At 67.6% G+C, this 11,937-nt stretch carries 14 protein-coding genes; 8 read left to right on the forward strand and 6 right to left on the reverse strand.

All coding sequences use genetic code 11. The features are described 5' to 3' along the window. Positions 1-10: 10 nt before the first annotated feature. Genes ACFXK0_RS10940 through ACFXK0_RS10950 form a run of 3 tightly spaced genes read right to left on the reverse strand, consistent with a single transcriptional unit; the run spans position 11 to position 2,795 of the window. Positions 11-796, reverse strand: coding sequence for an enoyl-CoA hydratase/isomerase family protein (locus tag ACFXK0_RS10940; protein WP_379409877.1), 786 nt, complete (start codon positions 794-796; stop codon positions 11-13). Then, positions 796-1,845 (reverse strand): 3-oxoacyl-ACP synthase III family protein, encoded by a 1,050-nt coding sequence (locus tag ACFXK0_RS10945; protein ID WP_379409878.1) that lies wholly within the window; start codon positions 1,843-1,845, stop codon positions 796-798. The genes ACFXK0_RS10940 and ACFXK0_RS10945 overlap by 1 nt, the downstream gene beginning before the upstream one ends. Then, positions 1,842-2,795: a beta-ketoacyl-ACP synthase III gene (locus ACFXK0_RS10950; RefSeq protein WP_379409879.1), complete on the reverse strand. Its 954-nt coding sequence runs from the start codon at positions 2,793-2,795 to the stop codon at positions 1,842-1,844. The genes ACFXK0_RS10945 and ACFXK0_RS10950 overlap by 4 nt, the downstream gene beginning before the upstream one ends. Before the next feature lie 421 nt (positions 2,796-3,216). Between ACFXK0_RS10950 and ACFXK0_RS10955 the strand changes: the two genes are divergently transcribed. From ACFXK0_RS10955 to ACFXK0_RS10985, 7 genes are all read left to right on the forward strand, one after another. Then, positions 3,217-3,699 carry a pyridoxamine 5'-phosphate oxidase family protein gene (locus ACFXK0_RS10955; protein WP_379409881.1) on the forward strand — a complete coding sequence of 161 codons (483 nt, stop codon included), beginning with the start codon at positions 3,217-3,219 and terminating at the stop codon, positions 3,697-3,699. Between the two features lie 4 nt (positions 3,700-3,703). Continuing rightward, on the forward strand, positions 3,704-3,955 hold the full coding sequence (locus tag ACFXK0_RS10960; RefSeq protein WP_379409882.1) for a hypothetical protein: 252 nt from the start codon (positions 3,704-3,706) through the stop codon (positions 3,953-3,955). Further along, positions 3,904-4,077 (forward strand): nitric oxide synthase oxygenase, encoded by a 174-nt coding sequence (locus tag ACFXK0_RS10965; protein WP_379409884.1) that lies wholly within the window; start codon positions 3,904-3,906, stop codon positions 4,075-4,077. The genes ACFXK0_RS10960 and ACFXK0_RS10965 overlap by 52 nt, the downstream gene beginning before the upstream one ends. A gap of 5 nt (positions 4,078-4,082) precedes the next feature. Further along, positions 4,083-4,382, forward strand: a complete 300-nt coding sequence (locus ACFXK0_RS10970; RefSeq protein ID WP_379409885.1) for a transposase — start codon at positions 4,083-4,085, stop codon at positions 4,380-4,382. Positions 4,383-4,734: 352 nt separating this feature from the next. Continuing rightward, positions 4,735-5,202 (forward strand): flavodoxin family protein, encoded by a 468-nt coding sequence (locus ACFXK0_RS10975; RefSeq protein WP_379409887.1) that lies wholly within the window; start codon positions 4,735-4,737, stop codon positions 5,200-5,202. Between the two features lie 71 nt (positions 5,203-5,273). Next, positions 5,274-6,209 (forward strand): ATP-binding cassette domain-containing protein, encoded by a 936-nt coding sequence (locus ACFXK0_RS10980; protein WP_379409888.1) that lies wholly within the window; start codon positions 5,274-5,276, stop codon positions 6,207-6,209. A 5-nt stretch (positions 6,210-6,214) separates the two neighbouring features. Further along, on the forward strand, positions 6,215-6,982 hold the full coding sequence (locus tag ACFXK0_RS10985) for an ABC transporter permease (RefSeq protein ID WP_379409889.1): 768 nt from the start codon (positions 6,215-6,217) through the stop codon (positions 6,980-6,982). 355 nt (positions 6,983-7,337) lie between these two features. Here the strand turns inward: ACFXK0_RS10985 and ACFXK0_RS10990 are convergent, their stop codons facing one another. Next, on the reverse strand, positions 7,338-10,478 hold the full coding sequence (locus tag ACFXK0_RS10990) for a BTAD domain-containing putative transcriptional regulator (protein ID WP_379409890.1): 3,141 nt from the start codon (positions 10,476-10,478) through the stop codon (positions 7,338-7,340). A gap of 157 nt (positions 10,479-10,635) precedes the next feature. On the opposite strand from ACFXK0_RS10990, the gene ACFXK0_RS10995 reads away from it, so the two are divergent. Next, complete coding sequence (locus tag ACFXK0_RS10995) at positions 10,636-11,271, forward strand: hypothetical protein (protein ID WP_379409892.1); 636 nt, start codon at positions 10,636-10,638, stop codon at positions 11,269-11,271. Positions 11,272-11,314: 43 nt separating this feature from the next. On the opposite strand, the gene ACFXK0_RS11000 is transcribed toward ACFXK0_RS10995, so the two are convergent. Both ACFXK0_RS11000 and ACFXK0_RS11005 read right to left on the reverse strand, forming a co-directional pair. Beyond that, positions 11,315-11,569, reverse strand: a complete 255-nt coding sequence (locus ACFXK0_RS11000) for a Txe/YoeB family addiction module toxin (RefSeq protein WP_379409893.1) — start codon at positions 11,567-11,569, stop codon at positions 11,315-11,317. Next, positions 11,566-11,832: a type II toxin-antitoxin system Phd/YefM family antitoxin gene (locus ACFXK0_RS11005; RefSeq protein ID WP_379409895.1), complete on the reverse strand. Its 267-nt coding sequence runs from the start codon at positions 11,830-11,832 to the stop codon at positions 11,566-11,568. Before ACFXK0_RS11005 ends, ACFXK0_RS11000 begins: the two co-directional genes overlap by 4 nt. Between the last annotated feature and the right edge of the window lie 105 nt (positions 11,833-11,937).

Raw genomic sequence — 11,937 nt, forward strand, 5'->3', positions numbered from 1 at the left:
TGACCCATCCTCAGGCACTCGGTGACTCCTTCCGGTTTCGGCGCTCGGCCGGCGTCCGCAGGATGGCCGCCGCGGCTGCCGCGGTCTCGGGGCCGAACCACGCGGTGAGCGCGGGATCGGATTGCCGGGCGTTCCAGTCGTCGAATTGCGCCCGGAGGCCACCACGCTGCTGCTCCTTCAGATCGGCGTAGGCCGCTCGCGGCAGCTCGGCCCGCGCCCGCGCGAGCTCCACAGCGCGTGCCACCACCACATCCTCGCCCACCGTTTCGTCGAGTACGCCGAGGCGCAATGCTGTTGCGGCGTCTACCAACTCGCCGCCCAACAGCAGAACCCTGGCCGCGTGAGCCGGCAGCTCGGCACGGCAGATCGCGTCCACGACGATCGGCATCGCAACGCCCACACGCACTTCCGACAGCCCGAAGTACCCGTCGACCGAACCGACTCGGTAATCGGTACACAACGCCAATACCAGGCCGCCCGCGACCGCATGGCCGCTGAGCGCGCCGATCACCGGGAACGGCAGCGCGTACCAAGCCGCATAGAACTCGTTGAACCCGGCTACCACTTCACGCTGGCCGGCCTTGTCCAGGATCGACAGCGCCTTCAAATCCAGCCCGGCGCAAAAGAACCGATCACCGCCGGTGACGACCAGCGCCGCAGGCCGCTCAGTGGCCAGGTCGCGCGCCAGCTTCGCTCCCGCGCGGAGAACGGCCGCGTCGAGCACGTTGCCGGACGTTCCGGCGAGCCGCACCACGGCCACGTCCCCTTCGGCCTCGACCAGGAACTCGGTAGCCATTACGCACCGTGCCCGATGTCGTTGTGGCGGATGCACATCGATCCCCACAGGAAGCCGGCACCGATGGCCGCCAGCACCAGCACGTCACCATCGTCGAGTCCGCTCTCCATCGCCTCGTGCAGGACCGTGAACATGCTCGCGGCACCGGTATTCCCGTACCGCCCCACCGTCGAAGGCGCCTTGTCCGCGGGCAATTCGAGCGCACTCATCGCTTCGTTGATGATGTTCAGATTGGCTTGATGCAAGAGGAAGTGCCGTACATCGCCGATTTCCAAACCGGCCCGACGGACCGAGCGACGAATGGTCTGCGGGATCCGGGTGGTCGCGATATTCCATACCGCGCGGCCGTTCATGTGCAGGAAGTGCTCACCGGCCACCACCCGTTCGGCGTCGGCCGGTCGACGCGAGCCGCCGGTCGGGATCTGAACCTCGAAGCTCAGGTCATCTCCGGTATCCCAGGACAGGAGCCCGTAACCGGTCTCGGTGCGGCCCAGTACCACCGCACCCGCGGCGTCACCCAGGAATACCCGAGTGGTCCGGTCCGTCGGATTCGTCGCTCGTGACCCACAGTCGGCACCGATCACCAGCACCGCGGCAGCGGTCTCGTTCTGCAGCAGATGGGCTGCGGTCAGCATGGCGTAGATCGGGCCCGCGCAGGCCACCTGAGTCAGGTCCAGCGGAATAGCATTGTCAGCGCCCAGCGCGTTTTTTACCACCAGCGCAGTGGAGGGCAACGGTTGATCGGGCGTGAAGGTAGCGACAATCACCGCCGCAAGGTCCTCCGGCCGGACATCGGCAGCACGCAACGCCTGCCGGGCCGCCGGAATACACATATCGGATGTCGCCAAACCCTCACCGAGGAATCGGCGCTCACGGATACCGGTGCGCTTGATTATCCATTCATCCGAAGTGTCCAGGCCGTGCACCAGTTCGTCATTCGGCACGACCCGGTCGGGCACGAAGACACCGGAGCCCATGACGCCCACCGGCCGGGTCAGGCCAGCAGCGCCGAACTTCCGGTCCGTTACCGCAAGAGTCTCGCTGGTCATAGCTCCGCACCCTTCGTCGGCTTCCATGTGATCAACCCGGCGCCCCACGTGAGTCCGGCGCCGAAGGCCGCGAGCCCGAGCACATAGCCCGGCAGCAGCACGTTGTCGGCTGCGGCCTGCGCCAGCGCTATCGGAATGGAGGCTGCCGAGGTGTTCGCCACCTTTTCGATATTGACGAATACCTTGTCCGCGGGCAGGTCGAGTTCTCGCGCAACTGCACGGATAATTCTGATATTTGCTTGGTGAGGCACGAAGAGGTCGACATTCTCTGCCGTCAGACCGCTGCGCTCGAGCACCAGTCGAGAATGATCCGCCATGGCTTGGACCGCCGAATCGAAGATGTCTCGACCCTGCATCCGCAACAACCGATCCGCCCAGCCGACATAGAGCAGGTCCATTTTGCTTCCGTCGGCAGCCAATGCGAAGGTAGGCCGCAGCTCACCGGGCGCCTTGGACACAACCACCGCGCCGGCCCCGTCGCCGAGCAGGACCACGGTGCCCCGGTCGGTCTTGTCGGTAATGCGTGACAGTGCGTCGGCCCCGCAGACCAGGACATGCTCGGCCCGGTCCGTTTCGATCGCTGCCACCGCTTGGTCCAGTGCACAGAGAAACCCGGCGCAGCTGGCCGCGATATCGAAAGCGGCTGGAAAATTGGCACCGATTCGGTCCGCGACCTCGACCGAAAGGCCGGGCGCCAAGCGATCTCCGGTCGACGTCGCTACGATCACTCGCTGGACATCCGAACCGCAGAGCCCAGCTTGCTTCAGTGCGTCCTCGGCGGCCTGCGTGGCAAGTCCGGCGAGGCTCTCACCTTCCCCGATCCAGCGGCGCTCATGAATGCCCGTGCGCTTCGTGATCCACTCGTCGGTGGTATCGAGATACGCGAAATGATCGTTCGTCAGCACCTGGCCGGGCAGCGACGATCCCGCCCCGGAAAGAATAGCGCTCATTTTCGCGTCGCCTTTACGCCGGTCGACTCGAATCTCGTCCGTATCTCATCGTTCGATGTCGGCCGGCAAGTCACATACTTCATCCTGTACAAGGCGGATGTTTCCGCTGTGCGCATATAAAATCCCCTCGACCCGACACGCTCCCGCTACCCGGAGTTCCTGTCACCTCGCCGAGGCGCTAGAATTCCTGAAATGTTGCGGTGATTCAGATCCTATCGAGCGCCCGGATGCGCGAGTATGTATCCAAAGGAGTACGCCCACACCCCCTACGAGGCATTGACCACTGCGCAGCCAGCGGGACACGATCCAAATCGATTAAATGCACCGGCGACCCAGGATCGCTGTGGTTGCGGGCCGGCGACGGCTTTCATACGGCACGCATGACGATGGTGTTAGCGTCAGAGCACAAAGGGGGTTTGTGGTGGCTGTACCGTTCGATACCATCGCGGATAAGTTCGTCCAGTTCACCGACGACATCGTGTGGTGTGCGATAACGACCGTCGACGGCAACGGTCGACCGCGTTCACGCGTCCTTCATCCCATGTGGGAATTTGTCGACGGCAAGCCGGTCGGATGGATCGTGACCCCGAAATCGCCCATCAAGGTGGCCCACCTGGAGGCGAATCCGACCATCGCTTTTTCCTATTGGAGTCCGGCACAAAACACTGTCCAGGGCGAGGCCGTCGCGAGTTGGGTAACAGACCCCGAGACGGAGAAATATGTTTGGGATTTGTTCATGACAACTCCGCCGCCGCGTGGTTACAATGTCAGCTATTTCGCTCCGGACGGCCCCTCGAGCCCGGAGTTCTGCGTACTCCGGCTGGATCCGGTCCGGGTGCAGATCCTCGACGCGGTCGACTTTCCACGGAACACCACTCCGGTCGTAGCCACCTTCGACGCGTGACGCGGTGACACGGGGCTCCACCCCGTTCGATCTGGGCCGGCGGCTGCGCGAATTCGACGAATTCTTCGCGCTGCCGGAGCTTTCCGACTCCCCGCCCGAGCGCCGCTGCGAGGCGATGGCGGAGTTGCGCCGCACCGGCACCTACACCCACACCGTCGACGAGATCCTGATCGGCGCCCAGCCTGGCGCAACCACGCGCGCTGCGTGGGCCGCAAGTTCTGGAAAGCGCTGGCGCTGGTCGACGCCCGGCACCTGAACTCGGCAGCCGAACTGGCACAGGCCTGTTGGGAGCATCTGTCCGCCGCGACCAACGGCGGCAACATCCGCTGCCTGCTCACCGTTGAACCGTCACGGATTTGGGACCGCTTCCGTCTTTGAGGAAGATGGACCCCATCATGTCGAAGCGCTGCCCGCCCGAGGTTCGTGAGAAGGCCGTGCGTCTGGCTCTCGAACGGCTCGATGAGTACGGATCCGCCTACGCCGCCGCGCGCGTGATCGGCCCGATGGTCGACGTGCACCCTGAGGCTCTGCGGCTCTGGATCAAGAAGGCCATCGAGCAGGCGCCGTCACTGACTGCGCCGGCCTCGCCGGGCCTGTCGAACGCCGAACGCGACGAGTTGGCGCGGTTGCGCAAAGAAGTCCGAGATGGGCCACCCATACCTGGTTCGGCGCGGTGGCGGTGAAGTTGCGGTTGAGCCTGTCGCTGGCGCGTATCCGCCTACTACTCTCAACTATCGCCACGCCGACCGGCGCTGAACACGCCGTTGTCCACCGTTGTCGATAGTTGTCCAGGATTGTCGTCACGATCCTGTTTCGCCAGGTCAGAACGATGATCCGATGTCCGATTTGTTGCTTGCCGTTGTCTGTGGTAATCGGTTCTACCTGCACCGAGAAGGTCAGGGGTTCGATTCCCCTTAGCTCCACAAAAGAAGGGCCCGGTCATTCGACCGGGCCCTTCTTCGCTGTCTGTGGTAAGACGGTCGGGGGGCGGGGGCTGATCGGTGTCGCCGCGAATCACCGAAACAGGAGTTGGGGATGAACGCCGTTATCGTGTGCAAGTCGGTATCGCACGGCAATACCAGGAAGGTCGCCGAGGTCATCGGGGAGGTGCTGGGGGCCAAGGTGGTGGATCCGGCGGAGATCGGGCCCGCTGAGCTGGCCGGCTACGACCTGGTGGGCTTCGGGTCGGGCGTGCGGAACATGGACTTCTACCCGGAGCTGCGCAAGTTCGCGCGGGCCCTGCCGGACGGGCAGCGGGGGAAGGCCTTCGTCTTCAACACGAGCGGTTTTCCCGAGCCTGGTTTTCGCCGGTACCGGCGCAATTTCACGGCCACGCTGGAGCGGAAAGGATTCGAGATCCTCGACTCCTTCTCCTGCTACGGCTACGACACCTTCCTGCCGCTGATGATCGTCGGCGGCGTCCGCAAGGGCCACCCCGACGCAGCGGACCTGGCCGCCGCCCGCACCTTCGCCGAGGGGTTGCGCGAGCGGATCGCGGGGTAGCGGGGGCTCCGTCAGCGGGGCTGTCAGGGCGGTGTCAGGCCGGTATCAGCGGTACCGGCGACGGTATTGCCATGAACAGCACAGCAATTGCGGCCTCCGGGCTGCGTAAGGCCTACGGGGACAAGACCGTCCTCGACGGCATCGACCTTCACGTCGACGCGGGCACGATCTTCGCGCTGCTCGGTCCCAACGGCGCGGGCAAGACCACCACGGTCAATGTCTTGACCACGCTGCTGCGGGCCGACGGTGGCACCGCCCAGGTGGCCGGCCACGACCTCGCGACCGCGACCAAGGCGGTCCGCAAGGCGATCGGGGTCACCGGCCAGTTCGCCGCCGTGGACGATCTGCTGACCGGCGCGGAGAACCTGAAACTCATGGCCGATCTGCACCGGCTGCGTGGCCGGGACGGCAAGCGGGTGATTGCCGAACTGCTCGACCGCTTCGACCTCACCGACTCGGCGGACAAGCCCGCGTCCAGCTACTCCGGCGGTATGCGCCGGAAGCTGGATCTGGCGATGACCCTGGTCACCCGGCCCCAGGTCGTGTTCCTCGACGAACCGACCACCGGCCTCGACCCGCGCAGCAGGCGCACGATGTGGGAGATCGTGCGGGAGCTGACCGATGACGGGGTGACGATCTTCCTCACCACCCAGTACCTCGAGGAAGCCGATCAGCTGGCCGACCGCATCGCGGTGCTCGACCAGGGCCGCATCGTCGCCGAGGGCACCGCCGAGGAACTCAAGCGCCGGGTACCCGGCAGCCACCTGCGGCTGCGCTTCGCCGATGCCACGGAACTGGCCGCGGCCGTGCGGATTCTGCCCGAAGCGACCGCCGACGATGACGCACTCACCCTGAGAATCCCGGGCGACGGCAGCTCGAAAACCCTGCGGGCCCTGCTGGATCGACTCGCCGCCCACGATCTCGAGGCCGCACAGGTCTCCATCCACACCCCCGATCTCGACGACGTATTCCTCGCCCTCACCGGGCGCGCCACCACGGAGGCCTGACCATCATGAGCACCCTGTCCGCGCCCAGCGCCCTGTACGACTCGTCGGTCATGTTGCGCCGCAACTTCACCCACATCACCCGTTCCCCCGTCACGATCTTCAACGCCGCGCTGATGCCGGTGGTGATGATGCTGATCTTCGTCTACGTCTTCGGCGACGCGTTCGACGTCGGCGGCGACTACATCGACTACGCGGTACCCGGCATGCTCATGCTGGCCATCAGTTACGGCCTGTCGGGCACCGCGGTCTCGGTGAGCTCGGACATGACCACCGGCGTCATCAACCGCTTCAAGGTCATGGATGTCTCCCGTGGCGCCGTGCTCACCGGTCACGTGGCCGCGAGCATGGTGACCAATGTGGTCGCGATCGCCTCGGTCCTCGGGGTCGGCTTCGCGCTCGGGTTCCGTTCCCCGGCGACAGCGGTGCAGTGGCTGGGCGCCCTCGGTATCCTGCTGGCCACCGCGTTCGCCGCCGCCTGGCTCACCGTCGCGCTCGGCATGGCCGCGAAGACCCCGGAGGCCGCGGGTATGTCGGTGGTTCCGCTGATCATGCTGCCGTTCCTGAGCAGCGCGATCGTCCCCGCCGAGAAGATGGGCCCCGGCGTCCGCCAGTTCGCCGAATACCAGCCCTTCACCCCGATCATCGAATCCGTCCGCGGGTTCCTGACCGCCCAGCCCGACACCGGCCACACCCTCGCGGCCCTGGCCTGGTGCGCCGCCTTCGCCGTCATCGGCTACCTGTGGTCCCGCGCCACCTTCACCAAGCGGGCGTGAGCACGACCACTGACCACCCACCCACATCGCCTCGGTGACTCTCCGTCACCGAGGCGATCTCGCGCATAGGGTGAATTCGACTGCTGGGCAGATGTTTTCGTCTCAGGCCGGTAGCCTGTTCGCTGTGCGGTCCGCTGGGGAGCTTGGACGAGGGGTTTCGGTGGTCGATCCACTTTCGACTGCGTGCTGTTCAACGAGATCACCAACCAGATCGTGGGCACGGTCGAGGTGGACGGTTTCGGTACCCATGAGGCCGATCCGGTCCAGCTGGCTCGCTGCTGCGCCTGCCGACCACCGGAAGTGGTGAGGCCGAGCGGGTTCGCCGGTTTCTCGATGAGTTGCCTTGAGCGGGGCCTTACCCGGCGAGCACGCGGGCGGCTAGTTCGGTTGGGCCAGCTGTCGCGCCCGCCTGCGTCTCGGTGGTGAATCGCTTGTCGCCGAGGTGTTCTCGTGCCGTCTGCTCGATATGGGCGGTGTCCGGATGGCTGAGGTCGGGGAGGCCGCGAGTGGCGGTGGCGGCGGCGAGGAGGTGGGTGGCCTGGTCGTAGTGTTGTTCGCGCAGGGCCAGGACTGAGATGCCGAGCAGGACGTGGGCGATCAGGGGTGCGTGGCCGGCTGTGGTGGCCGCCGCGAAGGCTGTGGTGAGGTGGGCGCGGGCTTCGCTGGGATCGTTGGCGAGTGCGCCGAGCAGGGTGTGTACTACCGCGCTGACGTTCGGTTGTTCGGCGTCGGTGCCGAGCAGCGTGCGGGCCAGGGTGATCTGTTCGTGGGCGAGTTCGGTGTCCGCGCGGCGCCTGGCCAGTTCGGCACGGGCCAAAGCGACTTCGGCCAGCGCGGTCGGCCAGCCCGTCTGATCGGCGTGGTGCTGGGCGTCGGCCAGCGCGGCCGCGCTCGCCTCGGCGTCGTCGAGCAGCCAGTACAGCTGGGCCTGGCGCAGGCGCAGGCCGACCACGTCCTCGATCGCGCCGACCTCGGTGACCACCAGGACCGCCTCGTCCAGCAGTGCGATCGCCGCGGCGAAATCACCGCGCTGGGCGGTCCGGTTCGCCAGCTCGGTCAGTGCGAACGACATCCCCCAGCGCTCACCCAGCGCGCGGAACTCCACCAGTGCCTGTTCGAGATACTCCTCCACCTCCGGCCCGGCATGGCCGAGCACGGTCCGCAGCTTGCCCAGTTGCAGGCGGGCCAGCGCGCGCACCCACGGATCCTCGTCGGCGAGCAGCGATTCGAACGCGGGCAGGAATTCCCCTGGCCCGGCCAGCATGCGTTCCAGCGCGACGGTGAAGCGCAGGGCCGGATGACCGCCCCGGCTCTCGCGGCCGGACTCGTAGGCCTTGCGGATCCACGCCGCCACCTGCTGTTCGTCACTGCGGCCCGAGGTCACGAAATGCACGACCAGCCCGTACACCAGTGCCCTGGTCTCGTCGTCGGCCGCGCCGGGCAGTTCGGCGGCCGCGATGACGAAATCGGTGCCTTCGGCCTTGTGCCCGCCCAGCCACCAGTACCAGCCCGCGGCCGCCGCGAGGTCAGTTGCCCCGGCGGCCTCGCCCGCCGCGAGCGCACCACGCATGGCGGCGGCGAGATTGTCGTGCTCGGACTCCAGGACGGCGAGCCAGTGCAGCTGTTCGGCGCGGCGCAGATGCGGTTCGGCGGTGGCGGCGAGGTCGGTGAAATAGGCCAGATGCGCCAGCCGGACCGCTTCGGCGGCGCCGGATTCGGCGAGTTTGTGCGCCGCGTACTGCTTGATCGTCTCGAGCATGCGGAAGCGCGGGGCGTCGTCGGTGGTGGTCACCAGCAGCAGCGACTTCTCGGCGAGGGCGGTGAGCAGGTCGAGCACCTCCCACTGCTCGACCGTCGCGTCGTCCGCGCAGACCTGTTCGGCCGCTTCGAGATTCGCGCCACCGGCAAACACCGCCAACCGGCACAATACGGTCCGCTCGGCCGCGGTGAGCAGCTCCCAGCTCCAGTCGACCACCGCGCGCAGGGTCCGGTGCTGCGGGATCGCGGTGCGGCTGCCGCCGGTCAGCAGCCGGAACCGGTCGTCGAGGCGGTGGGCCAGCTGGTCCAGGGACATGGTCCGCAGCCGGGCCGCGGCCAGTTCGATGGCAAGGGGGATCCCATCGAGTGCCCGGCAGATCCGGGCCATGGTGGCCGCGGCGGCCGGGTCGGTGGCGAGGTCGGTGCGGATGGCGCCGGCCCGGTCCCGCAGCAGCGCGACGGCGGGGGAGCGGTCGATCTCGCGCGGGTCGGTGGTGCCGGTGGGCAGGGCCAGCGGCTCGACCCGCCACAGCGCCTCGCCGGTGATGCCGAGCGGTTCGCGGCTCGTCGCCAGAATGCGCAGCCGGGTGCATTCGCCGAGCAGCCGGTGCGCGAAGGCCGCGGCGGCCTCGATCACGTGCTCGCAGTTGTCCAGGATGAGCAGGGTTTCGCGGTCCCGGATCGCGGCGATCAGCCGGTCCATCGGTTCGGCGGCCGGTCCGTTGCCGAGCAGCGCGTCGCGCAGGCCGAGTGCGGCCAGCGCGGACTGGGCCAGATCGCCCGCCGCGTCGGTGGCGGCCAGTTCCACCAGCCAGGCGCCTTCGGGGAGGTCGTCGAGCATGGTCCGGGCGGTTTCCACCGCCAGCCGGGTCTTGCCCGAACCGCCCGGGCCGGTCAGTGTCGTGAGCCGGTGCGCGGCGAGGAGTTCGCGGACTGCGGCGATATCGGCGTCCTTGCCGACGAAGCTGGTCAGTTCGGCGCGCAGGTTGGTGGTGCGCTCCTCGGTGCGGCGCGCGCCGACCTCGCCGCGCAGCAGGGCCACATGCAGGTCCGACAGTTCCGGTGACGGGTCGACGCCGAGTTCGTCGGCGAGCGCCTCGCGAGCGCGCTGGTACACCGTCAGCGCCTCCGTGCCCCGGCCTGCGGCGCCGAGTGCCCGCATCAGCGCGGCGACCAGACGTTCGCGCACCGGGTGGTCGGCGACCAGCTCGGTCAGCTCGGCGACCAGCTCCGGTCCGCGACCCAGCCGGATCTCGGCCTCGTAGCGGTCCTCGGCCGCGGCCAGGCGCAGGTTGTCGAGGCGGGTGCGCACGACGTCGACGGCGGCGCTGTCGCCCAGGCCCGGCATCGGCGCGCCGCGCCACAGCTCGCCCGCCTCGCGCAGCAGCCCGGCCTGGTGTGCGTCGTCGCCGTTGCGGGCCTGGTCGAGGAGTTGTTCGAAGCGGAGGGCGTCGACCGCGTGTGGTGCGATCGTCAGCCGGTAGCCGCCCGGCCGGATGTCGATCACGCCGTCGGGGAGGACGCGACGCAGCCGGGAAACCAAGGCCTGCAAGGCATTCGCCGCGTCGGCGGGCGGCTGTTCGCCCCAGATCCAGTCGACCAGGGTCGTCTTCGGGACGGCGCGGCCCGCGTCGAGAGCGAGCGCGATCAGCAGTGCGCGCAGCCGGGCGCCGGGGACCTCCAGTGATCCGCCCTCAGCCGTCCGGATCTCCAGTGGCCCAAGCATTCCGATCTGCACCCGCTTATTCTGCACTGCCGGTCGCCGGGGCGCGTTGCAGTCGGTCTACCAGGGGGAATGCGATGTCAGGTGGTGCGTCAGGGTGGTGTCAGGTCGGTGTCAGCGGCGGGCGCGACAGTAGTCCCAACAGCAACGCAACGACCACGAGGAGAACATCGTGTACACCTTCCAGACCCCGCAGCCGATCGCCGTGACCGTCGAGGTCCTCTCCGCCGACGTCACCGTCGTCGCCACCGATCGCACCGACACTGTTGTCGCGATCCGGCCCGCCGACACAGCGAACAAGGCCGACGTGCGCGCCGCCGAGCAGACCACCGTCGAACTCACCGGCGACACCCTCACCGTCACCACCCCGAAGAGCTGGCGCACCCACACCCCGTTCGGCGGTAACCCGTCCATCGAGGTCACCATCGAGGTGCCGACCGGCTCGGCGTTCACCGGCACCGCCGCCGTCGGCCGCGTGGTGGGCGAGGGCGAACTCGGCGAGTGCGACCTGACGGTCTCGCTCGGCGACATCGTCCTGGATCGCCCCCAGGGCTCGGTCAACGCCAAGACCGCCAAGGGCGACATCCGCATCGGCGAGGCCACCCGCGGCCGGCTCCACCTGGAGACGTCCATGGGCGACCTGGCGGTGGGCATCCACCCCGGCAGCACGGTCCGCCTCGACACCGCCACCTCGCTCGGCACCGTCCAGAACGCGCTGGCCCCGGCCGACCCGTCCGGCGACACCGTCACGGTGCACGCCCGAACCTCCCTGGGCAACATCGTCATCGGGCACACCGCCGCCGCCTGAACCGCAACGGCGCCGCCCACTACTGATCACGCGACGGCAGCGGTCAGTAGTGGTAGCGGGCCTGCGCGATGCGGATGTTGTCGCCGGAGGCGGCGTAGACCAGGCGGTGCTCGTCGTTGATGCGGCGAGACCAATACCCGGACTTGTCGCCTTTCAACGGTTCCGGTTTGCCGAGACCGGAGAACGGGTCGCGGCGGATGTCATCGATCAAGCGCAGGACCCGCAGCGCCATTTTCCGGTCGGTGGCGATCCAGTGACCGAGGTCTTCGAACGCGACCTTCGCGAAGGTGACCTTCACCCGAGCTCTCTCGCCAGCCGCTCCAAGTCCACCTCGACCACGTCACCCGACTCGAGCTGGGCGATCCCCTGGGCCAGCCGCGCGGCGTTCGCGGGGGAACGCATCAGGTACAGCGTCTCCCGTAGCGAGTTGTACTCGTCCTCGGAGATCAGGACGGCATTGCCCTTGCGGCTGGTGATGTGGATGGCGATGGCATCATCGTTGACCTGCTCGATGAGGGGATACAGGCTGGCGCGCGCCTCACTGGCGGACATGCTGGTCATCGGCTGTTCCTCTCCTCGACGCTCCCATGATGGTACCGAATTCCGGTACGACATGTCGACGTGCCGAACCTGGACCGACCGGTGCCGGAGACGGCGAAGCCCCTG

The organism is Nocardia sp. NPDC059177 (assembly GCF_042755165.1).
Lineage (GTDB): Bacteria > Actinomycetota > Actinomycetes > Mycobacteriales > Mycobacteriaceae > Nocardia.